Source organism: Rhodococcus sp. 14-1411-2a (assembly GCF_002259485.1).
Classification (GTDB): domain Bacteria; phylum Actinomycetota; class Actinomycetes; order Mycobacteriales; family Mycobacteriaceae; genus Rhodococcoides.
On the sequence record NZ_NPGA01000015.1, the window covers coordinates 208,892 to 229,862 of the forward strand.

Sequence of the window (20,971 nt, forward strand, 5' to 3'; positions counted from 1 at the left end):
GATGGCAGTTTTCGACGATCTGACGGGACGATCGGCCGGGCCGGCCACGCTACGCCTGCGAGGGCTGGCGGTGGCCGTTGCCTTGGCAGTGTTCGCAGGCGGCCTCACCGCCTACGCACGCGGGGCCTTCGATTCGCCCTTCGAGCTGACGCTCGATGCAGCATCGGTGGGGGACGGTCTGACGCCCGGGTCGGAGGTGAAGTTCCGTGGTCTGTCCATCGGCACGGTCGACAACATCGAGACCGTCGGCTTCGGACGGCAGCGGTTGCAACTGGAGATCGATCCGAGCCAGGCGGGCGAGCTCACCGACACCATGCAGGCTCAATTCTCGTCGTCGAACGTATTCGGTTCCACTGCAATCGAATTGGTCTCCGACGGCACGGGGGCACCCCTGGCCGACAACTCGACTCTCGAAGTGTCGAAAGACCTGCGAGGCGCAACGGTGACCGGAGTGTTCCGGCGAGTCGCCGACCTCACCGAGGTTCTCGACACCGAACAGGTGGACCACCTCCTGGACCTCATCGCGAACACCTCCGTCGAGGTGAGTCGAAACCTGAAGCCGTACTTCGACACTGCTCAGATGATGGCGAACAACCAGATCGACCCGCTGGCCTGGAAGCTGCATCGCGGTGCCGAACTGGGCGAAGGAATCGGCAACCTGGTTCCGCCCTTGCTCGATCTGGTGGTGGGAGTGGTGGACAAGAGCGTGTACGTCGAGGCACCCGTCGACCGAGCGCGAACCATCGCCGCCAACAACGGTCTGAGCGATCAGTTGATGATTCCGGTGGGCGACTTGCTGAAGGCGAACAATCCGAACCTGTCCAAGCTGCTGTCCACGGTGCTGGACCTGCTGGTGCCCATCACCGCGTCGATCGGCACATTGGCGCCCAGCTACGACCGAGTGCCGCAGGTGCTCGACGGTATCTCCGACGCATTTCCCGTCGTCGACGGGAAGCCTCAGCTGCAACTCGACCTGATAGTCGAAACCATGCCCAATCTGGCCGGAGCCGTTGCCGCACACGAGGAGGCGAACGGATGAAGAAGGTAGCTGGCCCCGCGGTCAAACTGCTCGTCTTCTTCACGGTGACCGCGGTGTGTGCGGTGATCATCGTCGCTGCTCTTCGCACCCCGGTCGGCGGACCGCTGTCGTCCTACGGCGCGGAGTTCGACGACGTGTCGGGTTTGTACGTGGGCGACGACGTGCGCATGTCCGGGGTGCAGATCGGCAAGGTGTCGTCGGTCGAACTCGACGGTGCCCTCGCGCGGGTCGAGTTCGAGATCGAAGACCGACGGCCGATTTTCGCCAACACCCAGGCTGCGGTTCGGTACCAGAATCTTCTGGGGCAGCGGTACGTCGAACTCGTGCAGAAGGATTCGGCGACCGGAGCCCCGTTGGCGGTCGGGGCGACCATCTCCAAGGATCGAACGATTCCGTCCTTCGACATCTCGAAGCTGTTCAACGGCTTCGAGCCGATCTTCGACACTCTCGACACCGCACAGCTCAATCAGTTCACCGAGAACATTCTCCGGATGGTTCAGGGTGACGGGTCCGGACTCGGTCCGGTCGTGCGCGACGTGGATCGCATCACCCAATTCGCAGTACAGCGTGAATCGATCATCGGGCTCCTGATCGAGAACCTCGGCCAGATCTCGGACTCGATCGGTGGCCAATCCGCGTCGGTCGCAGACCTTCTCGAACAACTGCACGGTCTGGTCTCCAAGCTCAGCACCCAGATGGACGGCGTACTCGCGTCGCTGGATCAGGCCAATTACGGGCTGCGACCGTTCGTGGGGCTGATGGAGGGCCTCGAGCGGGCGTACGACAACAGCTACGCGCCGGTCGACGGGGCACTGCGTCGAATGCTTCCGCAGACCGAACAGGTGACCGAGATGTTGGCACTCGCGCCGGGATTGCTGACCGGACTCAATGCGAGCATTCCGGAGCCGGGCGCACAGACGTACTCCTGCAGTCGCGGACAGCAGGACATCCCTGGGATCGGGCAGATCGTGCTCGGCGGACAGAATTTGGTGGTGTGCCGATGAGCCGCGTACTACGCAAGGGCGTTCGTGACGAGCAATCGGAGAACAAAGCGCACTTCTTCTGGGGCGCGGTCGGTGTCGCGGCCTCTCTGGTCCTGCTCCTGATCGCGGCGGCGTTGTACACGATTCCGTTCGGCGAGCGGACCTACACCGCGGAGTTCGGCTCGGCAGCCGGGGTGAAGCCGGGCGACGAAGTGAGGATCGCCGGTATCGCGGTCGGGTCGGTGCGCTCGGTCGAGCTGGCGGGTGCGCATGTCGACGTCGAATTCAGCGTTCGCTCCGATGTTTTCGTCGGCGATGCGTCTACCGTCACGGTGAAGTTGTTGACACCGATCGGCGGTCACTACGTGATGCTCACCTCGCACGGTGACGACGAGCTCGGCTCGGCACCGATTCCGCCGGAGCGGGTCGAGCTGCCCTACGAACTGTCCGACGCGATCGAGTCGGCAACACCGCTGGTTCGCGACATCGACGGTTCGACGCTGCGGGAGACCGTGGCCGAGTTGGACAAGGCCGTCACCGAACAGCCGCAGTCCACTCGCGCGATCGTGGACAACCTGTCTTCGCTCACCGACACGCTCGCGACGCGGTCCGATCAACTCGAGCGCGGGCTCGTGGTATCCGACGAGTACGTCGGGGCATTGGCCGCCGATCGGGTCATGCTCACCGAACTCGTACGCGAGCTCGGCACCCTGACCAAAGGATTCGGCGACAAGCGCGTCGAGGTTGTCAGTGCTTTCGACCTGCTCGGGAGAATGTTCGAGCTCTTCCACCGTCCCGTGGTCGCATTCGAGAAGGGGCTCGAGCCGTCGATCGTCCAGCTAGAGGAGATCACGCAGAAGCTCTTCGCACAGTTGGGTGACGTGGACGGGGCGATCACGACCATGAAGGAAAGCTCGGACGGTCTCGCCACTCTGATCGGCGGCGGGCAGGGGCCCGTGATCGACCAGTCGCAGGACACGGTCGTCGGTGTCGGCGTGTGTATTCCGTTGCCGGGGAGGGTGTGCTGATGAGACGCAGATCGGTACGCATCGCCGTGGCGGCAGCAGTCGTCGTCACGCTCGTCGGTTCGGTTGCGTCCGCCACATCGGTCATCGACCCCGGTGCGGGCAACTCCTCGCTGTGTGCCGAGTTCACCGACACGGTCGGGTTGTACGAGGGTAATTCGGTCATGATGCTCGGTGTGGTCGTCGGAACGGTGACACGCATCGAGAACACCGACACCGCGGTGGTGGTCACCATGGATATCGACGACAGCCTCAGGCTGCCCGCCGAGGTGGGGGCCGTGACACTGTCGAATTCGATCGTCACCGACCGGCACGTGGAATTCACGCAGCCCTACATCGACGGTCCCGAGTTCGACCGGTCGAGTTGTATTCCGTTGGATCGCACCAGAACTCCACTGGGAATCAGCGACACACTCGACGCCGTGTCGGGCCTGGCGTCCGATCTGCTCGGTCCGGCCGACGCCGAGGGCAACCACGACGAGATCCTCGGCGACACCTTGCGTTCGGCCGACGATTCGCTCCGCGGCTCCGGCACCCAGCTCAACGACAGCCTTCGGCAACTGGCGCAGCTGGTCGGCGATCCTGCCGACAAGGACACCACCGTGCGGCGTCTGATCGACAACCTCGACGGCCTGATCGACACGTTCGTGGTGAGCTGGCCCGAGGTGGCGAAGCTGCTCGACAATCTGAAGCGGGGGATGATCACGCTGTCGGAGTTCACCCAGTCCTTCGGCACCACGGTCGCTTTGACCACCGAGTTCATTCCGCCGCTGGCGCGCAACGTCGCGAAGTACGACGAGAAGGTCTACGCATTTCTCGACCAAGCGGTGCCGGTGGTCGACGTACTGCTCGGACGGGTGGGCGATATCAAGGACATCCTGGCGCAGGTGCCGACCGTAGGCGAGAACTTGATGACGATGTACGACAACGATTCCAGGAGCGGTCGGGTGATCTACCACCCGCCGCAGTTCGAGATCGACACCAATTCCCCCAACGAGGTCTGCGCTCTGCTCAACAAGTACAGACCGACGTGCTCGGCGGACCAGCAACGAGGCGATGTCATCGATGTCGGTCTGGTGCAGCTGATACTCGGTTCGGCGGGATGGCGATGAGGCGCGCGATCACCGGGTTGTGCTGTGTCGCCCTGCTGTCGGGGTGCAGCGTCGACCCGGCCGACCTGCCGATTCCCGGCAGCTACGTGGCAGGCGACAAGTACTCCCTGCGAATCGAATTCGCGAGCGTGCTCAATCTTCCGGAAAAAGCGAAGGTGATCGTCGAAGGCGTCGACGCTGGCGTCCTCGACACCGTCGAGTTGGTGGGGTCGACCGCCGTGGCAACGGTGGACCTGTCCACCGATGTGCAGCTGCCGTCCGACACCGTCGCCGAGCTTCGGCAGTCGTCGATTCTGGGCGAGATCTACATCTCGCTGCAGCCGCCGGAGGATTCGACTCGCGCCGGAGGGGGCGACGCCGGGCCGTACCTTCGAGACGGCGATGTCATTCCGGTCGAACGTACGGTTCCGGCCGACAACGTCGAGGACGTGCTGCGAGGAGTGTCGAATCTGGTGACCGGTGGTCACTACGTTCAGCTGCAGGAGGCGGTGAACAACGTCAACGCCGCGATTCCTCCCGATCCGGCGGAGATCGACAAGGTCAACAACGCGGCGCGGATCGCACTGACCGACATCGGCGACAACACCCCCGAGATCGATCGAATCCTCGGAGCGGCGGAGAAGGTGTCGAACACCGTCGTGACACAGCGAGACGGCGTCGAACGCGTCCTCGAACTCGGTCCGAGACGATCGGACGGACTGGCCGAGGTGCTGTTCAGCGTCGTCCACATGATCTTCACGCTGGGTTACATGTCGCAGAACATCGGTGACGTCCTCGCCGGTCCGTACCCGGAACTCGCGGGCGCGGTCGAGACGATCTCACCGGCACTGATCGCGATCGCCAATTCCGACTCCTCGGTACCGATGAACATGGAGAAGGCGAACACCCTGTTGCGCGAGCGGTTGATTCCCTACTTCGAGTCGACACCGAACATCGCAGTGCGCTCGGTCTCGACCGATGGCGGAGCCGGTGCACTGGCGGACGACATGATCGGGATCCTGCGCGGGATAGGAATCGTGCGATGAGGCCGGGCACAGTCGTTTCACTCCTCGCATTGATGGCCATGACGGTTATCGGTGTCGTCTACCTGACGGTCGGCGTCCTGGACATGAACCCCACGCGGAGTACCAACCGCGTTGTGGTGCACATGGATACGTCGGGCGGTTTGATGGACACCTCGCAGGTGACCTCGCGCGGAATCCACGTCGGTCGGGTCGAGCGCATCGCGGTGGTGCCGGGCGGGCTCGACGTCACTCTCGCCCTCGACGCCGATCATCGAATTCCCGCGGACTCGGAGGTGGTCGTCGCAAATCTGTCCGCTGCCGGGGAGCAGTACCTGGATCTGCGCCCGCGAGGAACCGGGGGTCCCGACCTGACGGACGGGGACGAGATCGGCAACGAGCAGGTCCGCGAGTCGATCACCGTCAGCGAGGCGCTGAGTCTCGGTGATTCCCTTGCCGCACAGCTCGATACGAATGCAGTGAAGGGGCTGACCGAGACCGCGTCGGCAGCGGTCGACGGTCGCGAAGGCGATGTCGATCGCCTGGTGGAGGCCTTCCGATACCTGTCGGCGACGCTGCGTGACAAGAGCGGTGAGATCCGAAGGCTCTACGACAATGCTCAACAGGGCGGACGCAACGCCTACGGTTACGGCCCGGTCATGACCGACGCCGCGCCGTGGGTCGGTGCGACGGGTTCGGGTGTGGCAAATCTGCTCGAGGGCTTCAACGACTACTCGTACGTCGGCGCGGACGTCTGGGACGATCCACTGGGCAAGATCGGCCCGAAGATAGATCAGTATCTGACGCCCCTGTCACCTGACCTTGCCCTCATCGCAACGCTTCTCAAGCCGTACACCGCGCCCATCAAGCCGATGCGAGTGGACGCCGGTTCCATCGTCGACATGCTTCAGGCCGTCTTCCCTCCGGGCGGACCGGCCAAACTGTCCGTCCAGATTCCGAACTGATTGGAGTGACCCCCTCATGGTCGAAGTAGATGCATCCGAAAAGAAGACAGAAACAATGCCCGAGGACAAGACTGCGACTGCGCCCGAGAACCCCGAGCGGCGACGCCGTATCCGGTGGTCCGTCGTGGGTGCGGCGGTACCGGGGGTAGTGCTGGCAGTGGTGTTCGGCGTGCTGTGGCATTCTGCGGCAGGCGATCTGGCAGCCGAACGTGCACTTGAGCAGGACCGGCAGATGGCGCTGAACACGGCCACCGAGTACACCGCACGGTCGTTGACGTACGACTACCGCAACCTCGACGCCTTCTTCGAAGGAGTCGACCAGGGCGCGTCGCAGTCACTGCAGGACAGGTACGACGCTGTCCGGGAAGCACTCACCGCGATCATGAACGAGTCCCAGGTGGTGGCGACCGGTGAGGTTCTTTCGGCGGCAATCGATTCCGAATCCGGTGGAGAGTACAAGGTGGCGGTGTTCGCCCAGCAGACGACACAGAACGTACAGCAGCCCGACCCCGGCAACGTTCCCAATCTTCTGCTGGTGACGGTCACCGACCAGGACGGTCAGTGGATCGTCAGCGACTACGGTCCCAAGACCTAGATCCGCTCCGTTGCGCGGGCATTGGTAGCGCTGACGAACTGCGCGAGGCCGCGCACTTCCTGCTCGATCTCGGTCAGTCCCGATGCCTCGAACACGTCGACGAACAGGTTCTTCGGGAACATCCTCACACCCGCCAGGCCCGTTCCGAAGCCGACGACGGTACCCAGCGGTGCCGGGCGTGGCTCGCAGCTGGTCATGATTGCGATGCGTCCACCCGGGCGCACGACGCGAATCAGCTCGTCCAGCACCGTCATCGGCTGCGGAACGAGATACAGAGCGGCGTAGCAGCACACGGCGTCGAACGCGCCGTCGGCATAGGGCAGTCGGGCGGCATCTCCCCGCACGTACGCCGCGCGGGGGCCGCGGTTGTCTCGCACCGCGCGGGCGATCATCGCCTCGGAGATGTCGAATCCGACGGCGAGCCCATCACCGTTGAGAGCCTCCGAGAGGAACCTGGTGAAGTTGCCCGGGCCGCACGCGACATCGAGTACCCGTTGCGGGCCGTTCAATCGAAGGTCGGCAACGGCTTTCGCACGTTCGGCCGACATGGACATGCCGGCGACGCCCATCATCGATACACCGAACGGGCGCCACACCTTCTCGTAGATCGCCGCCACCACGCGGTTGTTCATCGCGATGCTGGCCGGCGACGGATTCGGTGCGGGCACGTTCGGTAAGAGTTCGACGTACCCGCCGTCGGTGCGCGCCAGCCCCCGCAGCACCTCGGGCTCGATCATCTCGAGTGCGCGGTGCAATGCGGTCTCGGCAGAGTCGATCATGGTCGCGGAGGCCGGTCGCCGTAGTCCCGCTCCACTCGCAGAACGCCGAGAGTGGTTGCCAACCCGTCGTATTGAGTGACCAGCAGGACGAATTCGATGAGTCGTCGCTCGTCGAACTGGGTGGCGAGTTGGTTCCAGGTCGCGTCGGAGAGAATTTTGGTGGCGATGAGTTCGTCGACCGCAGTGAGGATGGTCCGATACCGCGTCGACAGTCCCGGTGCGTCCGGTCCGGTCTTGATCAGCTCGAGCAGATCCCGATCGATGCCTGCTCGCTTGCCCAGCCGGACGTGATGGTCCATCTCGTACGCGGAATCGCGCAGGTGCGCCACGCGCAGGATCACCATTTCGGTTTCCTTGCGTGAGATCTTCCCGCCGGGCATCAGGTGGCCGCTGTAGAACAGCCATGCCCGATACAGCCCACCGGTGCGCCCGAGGGTGGTGAACAAGTGAGGATTGGGCACCCCTGCACCCTTGGCGATCACCTTGCAGATGACCCAGTTGATGGGCCCGAGGGTTCTGGCGGTACCGGACGGAATGCGTGGTGTGGTCACAGCCACACCGTACCGATTGCCCGGCCGGACGTCACCGGGAGGAAAAAGGCTAGGCTACCCTTCTTGTCATCCAGCACAATTTTTCCTCGGAGGACCCTTGACGAAGTCCCATGCCCGCATCACGGCCCTCGCGCTCACCATCGCCGCCCTCGGAGTGACTGCGACGGCGTGCTCGTCCACCGACGCCGCCCCCGACAGCGCAGGCAGCGCCACGAGATCCATCGAGACCGTCCGGGGAACGGTCGACGTTCCCGAGACCCCGCTGCGCATCGTCACCCTGGAGCCGGTCGAGCTCGACACCACCGTCGCCCTCGGCGTCGTGCCCGTCGGCACCGCCGTGCTCAGCGAGACGAGCGGCGTGCCGTCGTACCTCGGTACCGAAGCGGCGAACATCGCGACCGTCGGTACGGTTGCCGAACCGACCATCGAGGACATCGCGGCCCTGCAACCAGATCTGATCCTGGGCACGGAGACTCGACACGCCGAGTACTACGACCAACTCTCCGCCATTGCACCGACGGTGTTCATGGCATCCCAGTCCGATCCGTGGCGCGAGAACGTCAGGTTCGTCGGGCGCACTCTCGGCAAGGAGAACGACGCCGAGGAACTGCTCACCGACTACGACGACCGGTGTGCCGAGATCGCCGAGGAATTCGACACTGCCGGGCAGACGGCACAACTCATCAGGCCGCGCAACGGTGAGCTGACCCTGTACGGGCCGTCGTCGTTCGCCGGGAGCACCCTCGAATGTGCAGGCTTCACCACTCCGCCGCGGCCGGAATGGGCGGACGAGATCTCGGTCGACCTCTCGCCCGAGCTGGCGGCTCAGGCGGCAGCGGATCTGATCGTCGTCACCGCCGCCGACCCGTCGGACCCCGCGGCGATTCCGGCGTCGATCACCGCCAACGCAGCGATCCTGCCGAACCCGCACGCGGTGGACATGTCGTACTGGATCACCGGGGTCGGGCCCATGGGTGGGCAGACCGTGCTCGACGACATCGATCGGATTCTCTCGGGTCGCGCCTGACGCATCAGATACGGACCGCGCCGGCCAGCGCCGCCGCCTGCTGCGCCCGCGCGACCACTCGATCGCGTGATGAATCGATATGGGCGAGTAGCAGTTCCAGTGCCGAGTCCAGGGTCCCGGCGAGCACGCGTTCGACGATGTCGATGTGTTGATCGATCGCCGAGACGACGGCTGCGGCGTCGAGTCCGCCGAGTATCCGAACCGGACGCACCTTGGCGTTCACGGTGCACAGCGCCTCGGTCAGAGCCGGATTACCCGACGCGGCCAGCAAGGTGACGTGAAAGTTCTCGTCCAGGGACACCAGATCGTCGGTGGTGCCGGGAGGGTCGTCCCGCAAACCGATCCAGGTGTCCAACAGGTTCGACAGCGACGCCCGGTCGACGGACTGGGATGTCGAGCGCGTGATGCCGCGAGCCTCGAGAGTGGCCCGTAGCTCGTACAGATCGGGCAGGTCGCTCAGTCGTGGACGATAGGCGTGCAGCCCGGCGTCGTCGCGAGTGACGAGACCGTCGGCCTGCAATCTGGCCAAGGCCTCACGCACCGGAGTGCGCGAGACACCGTACAGCTCGGCGAGACGCTCCTCGCCGAGCCGTTCGGTGGAACTGATGGCACCGGAGATCAGATCCCGGCGCAGTGACGAATAGACCTTCTCGCGAAGGTCCCTGCGCGGCACGATGCGTCCGGTCAGATCGCCATGGCTGCGCGGACGTCTGCCTCGGACTCGGCTCCGCCCACGCCGGTGGACGTGATGCGGCCGGCTTCGAGGATGTAGTAGTTCTGCGCCGACTCCAGAGCGAAACCGATGTGCTGCTCCACCAACAACACTCCGAGACCGCCGCGTCGAGTGAGTTCGATGACGGTGCGTTCGATCTCGGCGACCACCGACGGTTGGATGCCCTCGGTGGGCTCGTCCAGGATCAACATTCGCGGTTCGGTGATCAGGGCCCTCGCGATCGCCAGCTGCTGGCGCTGTCCACCCGAGAGCAATCCCGCTCTGCGACCGAGCAATTCCTTCAATGCCGGAAACAGATCGAGTGCCTCGTCGATCAGCGCCTTGCCGCGCTTGCGGCCGTCGGCGACCACCTGCAGGTTCTCGGCCGTCGTCAGCTGGCCGAACGACTGCTGACCCTGCGGCACATAGGCGAGCCCGCGAGCGACGCGGGCGCTGGGGCGCAACGCGCTCACGTCCTCGCCGTCGAACAGAACTTTGCCGGAATTGACCTTCAGCAAGCCAACCGCTGCCCGCAGCAGGGTGGTCTTGCCGGCACCGTTGTGTCCCATCACTGCGGCGACACCGTCGGCCGGAACCGTCAGCGACGCACCGTGAATGACTTCGCTGCGGCCGTAACCGGTACGTACATCGACCAGTTCAAGCATGACCGGCTCCCTCTTCTGCGATGTGATCGAGTTCCTCGCCCGCAGCCGCGGTGCCGAGGTACACCTCTTGGACCTTCGGATCGGCCTGTACCTCGGCCACTGTGCCCTCGGCCAGGACCCGTCCGGCTGCCAACACCGTCACCGAAGTGGCGAACATGCGCATGAAGTCCATGTCGTGCTCGACCACCACGACCGTCCGCTCACCGCCGATGCGCTGCAGCAGCTGGCCCGTTTCCTCGCGTTCCTCGTGACTCATGCCGGCGACCGGCTCGTCGAGCAGCAGCACGTCGGCGTTCTGCACCAACAGCATTCCGATCTCGAGCCACTGCTTCTGACCGTGCGCGAGAATTCCTGCCGGCTTGTCGCGCTCGGCCGTCAGGCCGATGGTCTCGAGTGCCTCCTCGATCTGCGGCAGCACCGATCCTCGACGACGCAACATTGTCAGCACCGACCGACCGGACCCGGCGGCGATGTCCAGGTTCTGCAATACCGTCAGATTCTCGAAGATGCTGGCGGTCTGGAAGGTTCGGCCGATGCCCAGGCGGGCGATCTGATGCACCTTCTTGCCGAGCAGTTCCACGCCGGATTTGGTGACCGAGCCGGTCGCCGGGACGAGGCCGGTGATGGCGTCGATCAGCGTGGTCTTGCCTGCGCCGTTGGGCCCGATGAGGAAGCGCAGATCGCCCTGCATCAGCGTCAGATCGACGTTGGTGTTGGCCTTGAAACCGTCGAAACTGACTGTCAGGTCTCGGACTTCGAGGTACTGACTCGACATGCCGGCGTTGCCGCCGAACGTGGGTTGTGGACCTTCGACGTGGATCATCGTGCGAGTTCCTTCTCTGGCTCGTCGCTCGACTCGGGTTGGGGATCGGGTTGCTTCTTGCGTTTGCGTAGCGCGAACACACCGGCGACACCCGCCGGGAAGAACCCGACGACCACCACGAACAACAGACCCTGCGCGTACGTCCAGCCCGACGGGAACTGCTCGGACAGCGTGGTCTGAGCCCACGCGACTCCGAGCGCGCCGAGGACCGGACCGAGCAGGGTGGTACGACCGCCGATCGCGACACCGATGAGGAACGCGATTGACGGGACGATGCCGACGTCGTTGGGGGAGATGATGCCGACGATCGGAACGAACAGCGCGCCTGCGAGACCCGCGAAGAACGCGGCCGCCACGTAGGCCACGATCTTGACGTTGGCGGGGTCGTAGCCGAGGAACCGCACCCGCTCCTCCTGGTCGCGTACCGCCACCAACAGTTCGCCGTAGCGCGAGTACATCAGCTGGCGGGTGATGGCGACGACGACGAGGAGTACGCCTGCAGCGATGAAGAACAGCATCTGCTTGTTGGCCGGGTCGTTGAGGTTGAACCCGAAGAAGGTGCGGAACCTGTTGAGGCCGTTGGATCCACCGGTGGTCTGCTGGCCGATGAGCAGAATCGCGAAAGCCGCGGCCAGTGCCTGGCTGAGGATCGCGAAGTACGCGCCCTTGACCCGACGCTTGAACACGCCGAGACCGAGCACCAGCGCCACCAGGGCCGGCACGAACAGAATGCCCAGGATCGTGGTGATCGGCGAGGTGAACGGCACCCAGTACGAGGGCAGTTCACGGATACCGGCGATCGACATGAAGTCCGGTACGTCGTCGCCGCGGAGATCGGCGTCGGAGATCTTCAGGTGCATGGCCATGATGTAGGCACCGATACCGAAGAAGACACCCTGACCGAGGGTGAGCATTCCGCCTCGGCCCCAGGCCAATCCGATTCCGACGGCCACGATGGCGTAGCAGATGAACTTGCCCAGCAGGTTCAGCCGGAAGTCGCTGAGGACGGCCGGAGCGACGGCGAACAACAGAATCGCGGCGAGCGCGAATCCCAGTAGAGCGCCGCGCTTGGCGATGAACTCGCTCATACCAGGCTCCTTGTCTTGACGGCGAACAAGCCCTGCGGTCGGGCCTGCAGGAAGATCACGATGAGCACGAACACGATGACCTTGGCGATCGACGCCGTGGTGCTGTACTCGATGAACGAGTTGAGAATTCCCAGAGCGAAGGCCGCGATGACCGCGCCCTTGATCTGGCCGAGACCACCGACGACGACCACCAGGAAGGCGTCGATCAGATAGCTCTGTCCCACAGTGGAACTGGTGGAACCGATCAGGGTGAGTGCGACACCGGCGACGCCGGCGAGTCCGGAGCCGAGGAAGAACGTCGAGATGTCGGTCCTGCGGCTCGAGATGCCCGAGGTCTCTGCGAGATCGCGGTTCTGCACCACCGCGCGGATGCGTCGACCCATCGCGGTCTTCTTCAACGCGATCGACAGCGCAACAACGGCGACCACCGCGAGGACGAGGATGAAGATTCTGGTCTTGGGCACCACGGCACCGAGGATGTCGACGCCGCCGGTCAGCCACCCCGGGGACACGACGTTGACCGCCGGTGCCCCGAAGATGTCGCGAGCGAGCTGCTGCAAGATGAGCCCGACGCCGAACGTGACGAGCAGGGTGTCCAGTGGTCGGTGGTACATACGCTGAATCAGCGTGACCTCCAACAACACTCCCATGGCGCCGCCGACGAGGAAGCCGACGATCAGAGAGATGAACAGTGATGCGCCGCCGGTGGAGACGATCTGCTGCACCACGTAGGCCGTGTACGAACCGGCCATGATGAACTCGCCGTGCGCCATGTTGATGACGCCCATCTGACCGAACGTCAGTGAGAGCCCGAGGGCGGCGAGCAAGAGAATGGATCCGATCGACAGGCCGGTGAACAACTGTCCGATCACGACGTCCATAGGGGAGCTCCTTCGGAGCATGTGAGTGGAACTTCGTAGCAGGCTACGAAGTTCCACTCACATGGGTGGTGGTCAGTTGAGGTCGGAGGCCCAGTCGTAGGTCTCGAGGAACGGGTCGGGTGCGATGGGCTCGGGGGACTCCCACACCGTGTAGATCAGTCCGTCGGCGCGGATCTCACCGATGCGGGCGGTCTTGGAGATGTGGTGGTTGTCGCCGTCGATGACGACCTCGCCCTCGGGAGCGGCGAAGCTGACTCCGTCGGCCGCGGCCTGAACGTCTGCCACGGCAAAGGAATCGGCCTTCTCGACGGTGTTCTTCCACAGGTAGACCGAGGTGTACGCGGCTTCCATCGGGTCCGAGGTGGGCTTGTCGGCACCGTACTTCGCCTTGTAGTCGGCGACGAACTTGGTGTTCTCGGGGCTGTCGACGGTCTGGTAGTAGTTCCAGGCGGTCAGCTGGCCCTCGATGTTGGCCGCACCGATGCCGGCGACCTCTTCCTCGGCGATGGAGACCGAGATGACCGGCATGTCAGCAGCTTTGAGGCCGGCATTGGTGTACTCGCGGAAGAACGCGACGTTGGAATCGCCGTTGAGGGTGTTGAACACCGCGTCCGCGTCGGCCGAGCGGACCTTGTTGACGATGGTGGAGAAGTCGGTCGAGCCGAGCGGGGTGTAGTCCTCGCCCTTGATCTCGATGTCGTTCGCCGCGGCGTAGGCCTTGATCTCGCGGTTGGCGGTCTGCGGGAACACGTAGTCGCTACCGACGAGGTACAGCGACTTGACGCCCTGCTCCTTGAGATAGTCCAGCGCCGGAATGATCTGCTGGTTGGTGGTGGCTCCGGTGTAGAAGATGTTGTCCGACGCCTCGAGTCCCTCGTACTGCACGGGGTAGTAGAGGAGAGCGTCGTTGTCCTCGAACACGGGCAGCATCGCCTTGCGCGACGACGAGGTCCATCCACCGAAAACCGCTGCGACACAGTCGCTGCTGATGAGCTTCTCGGCCTTCTCGGCGAACACCGTCGGCTCGGACGCACCGTCCTCGGCGACGACCTCGATCTGCTTGCCGTTGACTCCGCCCGCTGCGTTGATCTGCTCGACGGCCAGTGCGATCGAATCACGCACCGTCACTTCGCTGATCGCCATGGTGCCGGACAGGGAGTTGAGCGAGCCGACCTTGATGGTGTCACCGGAGGTGTCGACACACGAGGCGGCAGAACCGCCGCCGTCGGCGGAGGCGGTATCGCTCGCCTTGCTTCCGCAGGCGGTGGCAACGAGGCTCAATGCAGCCAGCGCTGCGGGAACGACCATGACGCGCTTGAAGGACATGCGCTTCGAGACAGCAGGCATCTACGGCCCTTTCGGAGGTTTTGTATACGGAGTTGTATTCGCGATTGCGAACAGTAAAGGGAAGTTATTGCGTCGGTATGTTCTGCGGTCACGAGTCTGTTTCCCGCGTTACGCGGACGTAAATGCCGCGGGATGACAACTCCTCTTGACATTTCATGACAAGCAGAGTTGACTTTCTGGCATGTCCGGAACGAACAACGTTCGCGCGCATCGCAAACAGGCACGGATCACCCAGGCCGAACTCGGCAAAATCTGCGGGGTGAGCCGACAGAGCATCGTCTCCGTCGAGGGCGGCGACTATGCGCCGAGCGTCTACCTGGCGCTGCGATTGGCCCGCGCACTCGATACGACGGTGGAAACACTGTTCGGAAACGAAGGAGAGGCAGAATCATGAGCGCATTCGTCAGAGCAGCCCGATTCGTCGGCGACCTCGACGACGAGTTCTACGCCGACGAACTCCAACGCGACATCTGGAACGAGGCCTCGGCCGTCGGATTCCAGTCGCTGCTGTGGATCGGGCTGATCGCAGGCGCGATCCTGCCCTTCGCGGCAGGCGTCACCGGAGCGTGGGTGGCGTTGGGCATCTACGTCGCGCTGATCGTCGTGGCCTACGTGGTTATCGGGTACGCACGCGCGCGGGGGATCGACATGTACACCGTGCAGGAGCTTCGGCGTGCCCGCATAGCCGTTGCCTCGGCGCTCTTCGTCCTCTGTGGAGGGGGAGCCGCAATTCGTCTGCTCGCTCGTTACGGTGACGGCAATCTCGGGTCGCTGTGGATCGGGGTGGCCGTCGGTGCGCCGCTCGGCTTCGCCGCGGCGGTCGTTGGAGTCAAGGCGCATCAGCGTCGCCGGCGAGAAGCCGAGCTCGCCGCCGAGAAGGCCGAACTACAGGGCTTCGAGGAAACGGACTGACTCTCGTGTCCTTGATCACTCGCGCCGAGTATTACATGGTGCAAGGATACGTAAAGATATCGTTTCGAACAGTCCGCTCGCAGATCGGAGGAGCGAGAGGTATGTTCTGACCGATGACATCGAGATTCCCTGGATGTTCGCGGCTGCGGGTGGGCTGGTCGGAGGCGGGTTCGTAACGCGGACGATTGCGCCCCCGATGTAAAGAGAGGCTCGGGGTCGAGGCCGATGACGACGTGTGAAACCAATCCGTCTTCCATCGCGCCACGAAGCACCAACGAGACCACGTCGGACGTCCACCTTCTGGTGGAGCACGCTAACAGGGAAGTCGAGGCCGTGCGCAGAGACAAGAGTTACCTCAGACTCGTCGGGTCGAGCACGCCGCAGCCCACCATCGAGGCACTCGGCGGACCGAAGGCCATCACGGTCCACGTCGGCAACGTCCTGCCGGGTCAGATGTGCGAGGTTCTGCACAACGGGATGCTGTCGTTGAGTCAGCGCGTGATCGTGGACGAGAACGCCACCAGCATCACCATCACCACGTTCAACCTCAAGCCGGGCGAATACAACGTCTCACTGCGTCTCGACGGACGCTTGGACTGCGTGACCGAATCGCTCACCGTCACCGTCGGCGAGGAGCTCGAGGTTCGTCGCAGCTCGTAGGACCCCACTTCTCACTGGAGATTCCTCGCCGCAGGCTGATGCTGGGTGATGCAGTGGATCCCGCCGCCTCGCTCGAACAGTGGCCTCGCATCGACGGTCACCACATCCCGGCCCGGGTACGCGTCGCGCAGGATCGCGGCCGCTTCGGCGTCGGACGGGTCGTCGTAACTGCAGGCGATCACGCCGCCGTTGACGACCAGATGATTGATGTAGCTGTAGTCGACGAATCCGTCGGCATCACGCAGTGTCCGCGGAGCCGGCACCTCGACGATGTTCCAGTCCGCACCCGAGCCGTCGTGGGTGGCCCGCAAGGTGTCGACGATCAATGAACTGACCTCGTAGTCGGGGTGAGCCCGGTCGTGTTGCCGATGCACCAGCACTGTTCCCTGTGACGGAATGGCCGCGACGATGTCGACGTGTCCTCGGGTACCGAAACGCATGGAATCGCGCGTCAGTCCGCGCGGCAGCCAGATGACATGCTGCGCACCGATGGTTCGTGCCAGTTCCGCTTCGATGTCGGCTTTCGACAGCCCGGGGTTGCGCCCCGGATCGAGCTGTACGGTCTCGGTCACCAGCACGGTGCCTGTGCCGTCGACCGCGATGCCGCCGCCCTCGTTGACGATTGGCGACGTGATTCGCTGCACAGCAGCCTGATTCGCGACGAACTCGCCGATACGACTGTCCTTGTCCCACTGCGCCCAGTCCTGCGCACCCCAGCCGTTGAAGACCCAGTCGACGGCGGCGACCGAACCGTCCTGTGCATGAACGAATGTCGGACCGATATCGCGCATCCAGGCGTCGTTCAACGGTGCTTCGACGATGTCGATGTCGCGCGAGAGGTACGTCGCAGCCACGGCGCGTTCGGCCGGATCGACGACGACGGTCACCGGCTCGAACGCGGCAACAGCGTGTGCGACGGCCGCCCACGTGGAGCGGGCCTCGTGCTTGGCCGCCGGGTCGTCCCCGAGGGAGTAGCCCTCGCACGGGAACGCCATCCACACCTTGTCCTGCGGAGCGGTCTCGGACGGCATCGTGAATGTCGTTGCAGTGGTTGTCATTTGATCACCGGAGTCGCGGGATGTCCGTCACCGTACGGGGCGTCGGTGTTCACCGGTTCGGTGAGGCGGCCGTACGTGTCGGGTCTGCGTGTCAGTAGGAACGGAAAGAGCTCCAACCATTCTCGACGCTGATCGAGGTCGAGATCGGCGACGAGGACGGCCGATTCGTCGCGGGGTGCCTGAACCAGGACGCGGCCGAACGGATCGGAGATGAACGACGAGCCGTAGAAGGTGATCGCGCCTTCGTTGCCGCAGCGGTTGGGTACCACCATGAACAGGCCGTTCGAGATGCCGTGGCCGACGATGACGTGTTGCCACAGCGGTTGGGTGTCGAAGGCCGGGAACGACGGCTCGGACCCGATGGCCGTCGGATATGCGAGAATCTCTGCGCCGCCGAGCGCGTAACTGCGCGCGACCTCGGGGAACCACTCGTCCCAGCATGTGGGTAGGCCCACTCTCGCTCCGCCGAGTTCCGCGGGGGAGTACACGGGATACGGGTCCTCGGCCGGACCGGCCCGGAAGTAGGTGTCCTCGTAGTAGCCGGCCGAGATGGGGATGTGCAACTTGCGGGTTCTCGCCAGCAGTTCTCCCGTCGGCGAGACCATGATGGCGCTGTTGAACCCCAATCCGTCTGCGGCTTCGGACTTCTCGTACAGCGAGGCATGGACGATGACGCCGTTCGCGGCTGCGGCCTCGGCAGCGAGAGTGAACGTGGGCCCGGTCAGCAGATCCTCGGCTTCACTGCCCGGGTTGGCTCCGGCGCGGGTGTCGGCGGGGTAGCGCAACAGGGTGATCTCGGGCAGGAAGACGACCTTCGCCCCGAGGTCTGCGGCAGCGGCGATGGCGTCGAGCAGTTCGGCCTTCAAGCCTGCGGCATCGGGGTTCCAGCGATGCTGCACCAGTCCGACGCGGAGCGGCGCGCGATCGGTCGGGGTGGTGCGGGTCAGAGCCTCGGGGGCCGAGAGATTGGTGAGTGTCAGCATGCTGATCTCCTGTTAAAACGAATGCGATTCGTTAAGTATCGTGGATGTCTGCCTCGAACGCAACAGATACGGGAGAAATGCTGTGGGACGACCGTCGGCACCCCTGCTCGACCTCGATCGCATCACGACGGCGGCCCTGACTCTCGTCGAAGAGTCGGGTGGATTCACCATGCCTCAGCTGGCCAAGAGGCTGAAGGTCAGTCCGTCCTCGCTCTACAACCACGTGGCCGGACGTGACGAGATCATCGAGTTGCTGCGGGGCCGGGCGATGTCCGAGGTGGCGATGCCGGAGGTCGGTGTGCCGTGGCGTGAGGCGCTCGCCTGGATCGCACGCGGCTACCGAAACAGCTACGGACGCTACCCGCGGCTGATTCCACTGCTGACGGCTCAGGCCGTGAACAGCAGCGCTGCGTTCGGGATGTACAACACGCTGGCGCGGGTGCTGACTGACGCCGGCTTCGTGCCGGGCGACGTGCTCCGCATCATCACCGTGCTCGACAGTTACGTGTTGGGTTCGGCGTTGGATCTGGCAGCTCCCGAGGCACCGTGGCTCAGCAGTCGCGACGTGGAACCGGAACTGAGAGCTGCCCTGGACACCGCGGGAGATCTGCGAGAGCGATCCGAGGATGCCTTCGAATACGGACTCCGAGCGCTGCTGGCCGGATTCGATCCCACGCCTGCGGACATGCTCGACGGTTAGGTCTTCGGCAACACCTGCAGGTTCATCTTGACCTTGACGCAACGTCAATGCCGATCATCGAAGCATGAGTCGAATCCGTCTTGCCGTTCCTCTGTACATCGGTGGCGCTTCGTTGTCCCTTTTCGGCAACTCGGCGATCACGATCGTCCTACCCTGGTTGGTGCTGGCCACGACCGGAAGTCTGGCGTCGGCAGGTCTGATCGCTGCGGCAGCGGGCATCGCTGCGGTGCCGGCAACATTCGCCGGTGGTCGCCTGATCGACCGATTCGGAGCACGCAACGTGGCCGTCGTCTCCGATCTCGGCAGCGCAACTGCGGTACTCGGCTTGATCGTGGTGAGTGCGACGGTGGGGTTGTCGGTGCCGTGGTTCGTGGTGCTGGGAGTTGCAGGCGCGGTCTTCGATGTTCCGGGGATGACGGCTCGTCAAGCGATGCTCGCCGACGTCGCGTCGATCTCGGGAACGTCGGTCACCACGGTGGCCGGGTTCTTTCAGACCGGGTTTTCACTGGCGTTCCTGGCCGGACCGGCTCTGGCGGGCCTGCTGTTGAGCGTGCTGGATCCGATCGAGGTCGTTGCCGTCACCGCAGCCTCGTCGGCGGCCGCTGCATTGCTGACTGCGATTGTTCCGGTCATGGGGCAGGCGTTCGCGACGGACTCCACGGGTTCTGGCAGTGCCCTGGACCTGATCCGTGCCACGCCCGCGCTGCGAGCAATGCTGATTTTCGCATTCCTGGCGAGCCTGGTCACCCCGCCGATGATCAGCCTGCTCCTGCCCGGTCACTTCAACGAGATCGGCGAACCCGGGCAGCTGGGCCTGGCGATGTCGGCGTTCGCGATCGGTGCGCTGGCGGGGTCGGCACTGTTCGCTGCGTTGGCCGCCCGATCTCGACGGGCCACCTTCGTGACGGGAATGGCCGCGATGACGGCAGGTATCTGGCTGTTCGCACAGTTGCAAGGGTTCTGGATCGTCGCAGCGGGGATGCTGGTCATGGGTCTCGGATCCGGGCTGTTCGGTCCGATCTGGAACGTCTACGTCGCCGAGCGTGTCCCCGCAGACGTTCGGGGGCGCGTCCTCGGCTGGCTGAACATGGGCGGGCTCGTGGCGGGTCCGATGGGGTTGGGGCTGATGTCGGTGGTGCTCGTCGGCGGAGATCTCGGTCTCGGGGCTGTCGTCATGGGCGTCGGATGGACCGCTGTCGCCGCCTATGCGGTTCTGAGTCCGGGTGCACGTGAGCTGACCGAACCGCTGCCGCAGTCTGCCCGGGTGGACGATTGATCGGCCAGAATGGTTGCCATGCTGCGCATCGGTGAGCTGGCTTCCTACGTGGGAGTGACAACCCGAACCGTCCGGTTCTATCACCAGCAGGGTCTGTTGGACGAGCCGCAGCGCAATACATCGGGCTACCGCCTCTACGACGGGGAGGCCGTCCTGAGGCTGTCACGCGTCGTTGCTCTTGCCTCCGCCGGTGTGCCACTGGCGCGCGTTCACGAGCTACTCGACGCCTCGCAGGAATCACTCGACCTCGCCTTGGCCGAGATCGACGCCGACCTGAGCAACAGGATCGAACGTCTGGAGAAGGATCGCGACAGACTCCGGCTGTTGCGTGCCGGCGACGCGCTTGTCCTTCCAGATGTGATCGTCGGCCTGATCACGCACCTGCGCAAAGCGGGTATCGACCCCGACGTTGTCGATCACTATCGCGATGCCTGGGTGCTGACGTATGCCGTCTACCGGCCCAGGCTCGATCCCTGGCTGGAATCGGTAGGCGGCACCATGCTCAGGGACCCGGGCTATCTGGCACTCATGGTGCGCTCCTTTCGAGCAGCCGAGCTCGAACCCGAGGACCCACAGATCCAGCAGCTCGCGGACGACACGGTCGAGTGGATGGTGAACGCCTGGGACAGTGACGCCCTCGAGTGGTCGTTCGAGCGCGGTCTCGACGATCCGGCGGCCAACTCGCTGCTCGAGGCGCAGTGGGCCGATCGGCCCGCCTGGGTGCGCGTCACCGAGCTGATCGTGCAAGGGCTGCAGGAGCGCGGCATCGAGCACCCTCGACCCTGACGA

Annotated in this window: 24 protein-coding genes; 14 read left to right on the forward strand and 10 right to left on the reverse strand. The window is 64.3% G+C overall.

The features are described 5' to 3' along the window. The first annotated feature begins 1 nt into the window (after position 1). The 7 genes from CH291_RS14605 to CH291_RS14635 are packed head-to-tail and all read left to right on the forward strand — an operon-like array spanning position 2 to position 6,720. Positions 2–1,039, forward strand: a complete 1,038-nt coding sequence (locus tag CH291_RS14605; protein ID WP_094687882.1) for an MlaD family protein — start codon at positions 2–4, stop codon at positions 1,037–1,039. After that, entirely contained in the window at positions 1,036–2,043 is a 1,008-nt protein-coding gene (locus CH291_RS14610) for an MlaD family protein (RefSeq protein WP_094687883.1), read from the forward strand. The genes CH291_RS14605 and CH291_RS14610 overlap by 4 nt, the downstream gene beginning before the upstream one ends. Further along, on the forward strand, positions 2,040–3,050 hold the full coding sequence (locus CH291_RS14615) for an MlaD family protein (RefSeq protein WP_094688076.1): 1,011 nt from the start codon (positions 2,040–2,042) through the stop codon (positions 3,048–3,050). The genes CH291_RS14610 and CH291_RS14615 overlap by 4 nt, the downstream gene beginning before the upstream one ends. Continuing rightward, positions 3,050–4,159, forward strand: a complete 1,110-nt coding sequence (locus tag CH291_RS14620) for an MCE family protein (RefSeq protein WP_141215319.1) — start codon at positions 3,050–3,052, stop codon at positions 4,157–4,159. Before CH291_RS14615 ends, CH291_RS14620 begins: the two co-directional genes overlap by 1 nt. Next, entirely contained in the window at positions 4,150–5,184 is a 1,035-nt protein-coding gene (locus CH291_RS14625; RefSeq protein WP_094641027.1) for an MlaD family protein, read from the forward strand. The genes CH291_RS14620 and CH291_RS14625 overlap by 10 nt, the downstream gene beginning before the upstream one ends. Further along, positions 5,181–6,125 carry an MlaD family protein gene (locus CH291_RS14630; RefSeq protein WP_094687884.1) on the forward strand — a complete coding sequence of 315 codons (945 nt, stop codon included), beginning with the start codon at positions 5,181–5,183 and terminating at the stop codon, positions 6,123–6,125. The genes CH291_RS14625 and CH291_RS14630 overlap by 4 nt, the downstream gene beginning before the upstream one ends. Positions 6,126–6,141: 16 nt before the next feature. Further along, entirely contained in the window at positions 6,142–6,720 is a 579-nt protein-coding gene (locus CH291_RS14635) for a hypothetical protein (protein WP_143545927.1), read from the forward strand. Here CH291_RS14635 and CH291_RS14640 read toward each other — a convergent pair. Both CH291_RS14640 and CH291_RS14645 read right to left on the reverse strand, forming a co-directional pair. After that, the gene (locus CH291_RS14640) at positions 6,717–7,499 is read right to left on the reverse strand and encodes a class I SAM-dependent methyltransferase (protein WP_256980852.1); all 783 of its coding nucleotides are present in this window, start codon (positions 7,497–7,499) and stop codon (positions 6,717–6,719) included. The genes CH291_RS14635 and CH291_RS14640 overlap by 4 nt on opposite strands. Further along, positions 7,496–8,056 (reverse strand): carboxymuconolactone decarboxylase family protein, encoded by a 561-nt coding sequence (locus CH291_RS14645; RefSeq protein ID WP_094687886.1) that lies wholly within the window; start codon positions 8,054–8,056, stop codon positions 7,496–7,498. Before CH291_RS14645 ends, CH291_RS14640 begins: the two co-directional genes overlap by 4 nt. A gap of 91 nt (positions 8,057–8,147) precedes the next feature. On the opposite strand from CH291_RS14645, the gene CH291_RS14650 reads away from it, so the two are divergent. Beyond that, entirely contained in the window at positions 8,148–9,077 is a 930-nt protein-coding gene (locus CH291_RS14650) for an ABC transporter substrate-binding protein (protein ID WP_094687887.1), read from the forward strand. A gap of 4 nt (positions 9,078–9,081) precedes the next feature. Here the strand turns inward: CH291_RS14650 and CH291_RS14655 are convergent, their stop codons facing one another. From CH291_RS14655 to urtA, 6 genes are all read right to left on the reverse strand, one after another. Beyond that, positions 9,082–9,750: a GntR family transcriptional regulator gene (locus CH291_RS14655; protein ID WP_094641032.1), complete on the reverse strand. Its 669-nt coding sequence runs from the start codon at positions 9,748–9,750 to the stop codon at positions 9,082–9,084. Positions 9,751–9,761: 11 nt separating this feature from the next. Next, positions 9,762–10,454: an urea ABC transporter ATP-binding subunit UrtE gene (gene urtE / locus CH291_RS14660; protein ID WP_094641033.1), complete on the reverse strand. Its 693-nt coding sequence runs from the start codon at positions 10,452–10,454 to the stop codon at positions 9,762–9,764. Further along, positions 10,447–11,277 carry an urea ABC transporter ATP-binding protein UrtD gene (gene urtD, locus CH291_RS14665; RefSeq protein WP_068046248.1) on the reverse strand — a complete coding sequence of 277 codons (831 nt, stop codon included), beginning with the start codon at positions 11,275–11,277 and terminating at the stop codon, positions 10,447–10,449. The genes urtE and urtD overlap by 8 nt, the downstream gene beginning before the upstream one ends. Beyond that, entirely contained in the window at positions 11,274–12,365 is a 1,092-nt protein-coding gene (gene urtC / locus CH291_RS14670; RefSeq protein ID WP_094687888.1) for an urea ABC transporter permease subunit UrtC, read from the reverse strand. The genes urtD and urtC overlap by 4 nt, the downstream gene beginning before the upstream one ends. Continuing rightward, positions 12,362–13,246, reverse strand: coding sequence for an urea ABC transporter permease subunit UrtB (gene urtB, locus CH291_RS14675; RefSeq protein ID WP_037186827.1), 885 nt, complete (start codon positions 13,244–13,246; stop codon positions 12,362–12,364). Before urtB ends, urtC begins: the two co-directional genes overlap by 4 nt. Before the next feature lie 72 nt (positions 13,247–13,318). Next, complete coding sequence (urtA, locus tag CH291_RS14680) at positions 13,319–14,593, reverse strand: urea ABC transporter substrate-binding protein (RefSeq protein WP_094687889.1); 1,275 nt, start codon at positions 14,591–14,593, stop codon at positions 13,319–13,321. A gap of 181 nt (positions 14,594–14,774) precedes the next feature. Between urtA and CH291_RS14685 the strand changes: the two genes are divergently transcribed. The 3 genes from CH291_RS14685 to CH291_RS14695 all read left to right on the forward strand — a co-directional run bounded on the left by CH291_RS14685 (position 14,775) and on the right by CH291_RS14695 (position 16,165). Continuing rightward, on the forward strand, positions 14,775–14,987 hold the full coding sequence (locus CH291_RS14685; RefSeq protein WP_068046235.1) for a helix-turn-helix transcriptional regulator: 213 nt from the start codon (positions 14,775–14,777) through the stop codon (positions 14,985–14,987). After that, positions 14,984–15,505, forward strand: a complete 522-nt coding sequence (locus tag CH291_RS14690; RefSeq protein WP_068046232.1) for a hypothetical protein — start codon at positions 14,984–14,986, stop codon at positions 15,503–15,505. The genes CH291_RS14685 and CH291_RS14690 overlap by 4 nt, the downstream gene beginning before the upstream one ends. Before the next feature lie 225 nt (positions 15,506–15,730). Further along, entirely contained in the window at positions 15,731–16,165 is a 435-nt protein-coding gene (locus tag CH291_RS14695; RefSeq protein ID WP_094687890.1) for a hypothetical protein, read from the forward strand. 11 nt (positions 16,166–16,176) lie between these two features. Here the strand turns inward: CH291_RS14695 and CH291_RS14700 are convergent, their stop codons facing one another. Together CH291_RS14700 and CH291_RS14705 are read right to left on the reverse strand one after the other, a co-directional pair. After that, positions 16,177–17,223: an agmatine deiminase family protein gene (locus CH291_RS14700; RefSeq protein WP_179276542.1), complete on the reverse strand. Its 1,047-nt coding sequence runs from the start codon at positions 17,221–17,223 to the stop codon at positions 16,177–16,179. Then, complete coding sequence (locus tag CH291_RS14705) at positions 17,220–18,206, reverse strand: nitrilase-related carbon-nitrogen hydrolase (protein ID WP_068046224.1); 987 nt, start codon at positions 18,204–18,206, stop codon at positions 17,220–17,222. The genes CH291_RS14700 and CH291_RS14705 overlap by 4 nt, the downstream gene beginning before the upstream one ends. Positions 18,207–18,288: 82 nt before the next feature. Between CH291_RS14705 and CH291_RS14710 the strand changes: the two genes are divergently transcribed. The 3 genes from CH291_RS14710 to CH291_RS14720 all read left to right on the forward strand — a co-directional run bounded on the left by CH291_RS14710 (position 18,289) and on the right by CH291_RS14720 (position 20,968). Continuing rightward, positions 18,289–18,906 (forward strand): TetR/AcrR family transcriptional regulator C-terminal domain-containing protein, encoded by a 618-nt coding sequence (locus tag CH291_RS14710; protein WP_068046221.1) that lies wholly within the window; start codon positions 18,289–18,291, stop codon positions 18,904–18,906. A 64-nt stretch (positions 18,907–18,970) separates the two neighbouring features. After that, positions 18,971–20,182: an MFS transporter gene (locus CH291_RS14715; RefSeq protein ID WP_068282347.1), complete on the forward strand. Its 1,212-nt coding sequence runs from the start codon at positions 18,971–18,973 to the stop codon at positions 20,180–20,182. An 18-nt stretch (positions 20,183–20,200) separates the two neighbouring features. After that, positions 20,201–20,968 carry a MerR family transcriptional regulator gene (locus CH291_RS14720; RefSeq protein WP_179276543.1) on the forward strand — a complete coding sequence of 256 codons (768 nt, stop codon included), beginning with the start codon at positions 20,201–20,203 and terminating at the stop codon, positions 20,966–20,968. Positions 20,969–20,971: the final 3 nt, after the last annotated feature.

Bases quoted from the DNA above. Each gene is read 5' to 3' on its own strand.
- CH291_RS14635 (WP_143545927.1), top strand. From the start codon at position 6,142: ATGGTCGAAGTAGATGCATCCGAAAAGAAGACAGAAACAATGCCCGAG.
- urtA (WP_094687889.1), bottom strand. From the start codon at position 14,593: ATGCCTGCTGTCTCGAAGCGCATGTCCTTCAAGCGCGTCATGGTCGTT.
- CH291_RS14700 (WP_179276542.1), bottom strand. From the start codon at position 17,223: ATGACAACCACTGCAACGACATTCACGATGCCGTCCGAGACCGCTCCG.
- CH291_RS14690 (WP_068046232.1), top strand. From the start codon at position 14,984: ATGAGCGCATTCGTCAGAGCAGCCCGATTCGTCGGCGACCTCGACGAC.
- urtE (WP_094641033.1), bottom strand. From the start codon at position 10,454: ATGCTTGAACTGGTCGATGTACGTACCGGTTACGGCCGCAGCGAAGTC.
- urtC (WP_094687888.1), bottom strand. From the start codon at position 12,365: ATGAGCGAGTTCATCGCCAAGCGCGGCGCTCTACTGGGATTCGCGCTC.
- CH291_RS14610 (WP_094687883.1), top strand. From the start codon at position 1,036: ATGAAGAAGGTAGCTGGCCCCGCGGTCAAACTGCTCGTCTTCTTCACG.
- CH291_RS14720 (WP_179276543.1), top strand. From the start codon at position 20,201: ATGCTGCGCATCGGTGAGCTGGCTTCCTACGTGGGAGTGACAACCCGA.
- urtB (WP_037186827.1), bottom strand. From the start codon at position 13,246: ATGGACGTCGTGATCGGACAGTTGTTCACCGGCCTGTCGATCGGATCC.
- CH291_RS14620 (WP_141215319.1), top strand. From the start codon at position 3,050: ATGAGACGCAGATCGGTACGCATCGCCGTGGCGGCAGCAGTCGTCGTC.
- urtD (WP_068046248.1), bottom strand. From the start codon at position 11,277: ATGATCCACGTCGAAGGTCCACAACCCACGTTCGGCGGCAACGCCGGC.
- CH291_RS14630 (WP_094687884.1), top strand. From the start codon at position 5,181: ATGAGGCCGGGCACAGTCGTTTCACTCCTCGCATTGATGGCCATGACG.
- CH291_RS14625 (WP_094641027.1), top strand. From the start codon at position 4,150: ATGGCGATGAGGCGCGCGATCACCGGGTTGTGCTGTGTCGCCCTGCTG.
- CH291_RS14685 (WP_068046235.1), top strand. From the start codon at position 14,775: ATGTCCGGAACGAACAACGTTCGCGCGCATCGCAAACAGGCACGGATC.
- CH291_RS14715 (WP_068282347.1), top strand. From the start codon at position 18,971: ATGAGTCGAATCCGTCTTGCCGTTCCTCTGTACATCGGTGGCGCTTCG.
- CH291_RS14705 (WP_068046224.1), bottom strand. From the start codon at position 18,206: ATGCTGACACTCACCAATCTCTCGGCCCCCGAGGCTCTGACCCGCACC.
- CH291_RS14605 (WP_094687882.1), top strand. From the start codon at position 2: ATGGCAGTTTTCGACGATCTGACGGGACGATCGGCCGGGCCGGCCACG.
- CH291_RS14640 (WP_256980852.1), bottom strand. From the start codon at position 7,499: ATGATCGACTCTGCCGAGACCGCATTGCACCGCGCACTCGAGATGATC.
- CH291_RS14615 (WP_094688076.1), top strand. From the start codon at position 2,040: ATGAGCCGCGTACTACGCAAGGGCGTTCGTGACGAGCAATCGGAGAAC.
- CH291_RS14695 (WP_094687890.1), top strand. From the start codon at position 15,731: ATGACGACGTGTGAAACCAATCCGTCTTCCATCGCGCCACGAAGCACC.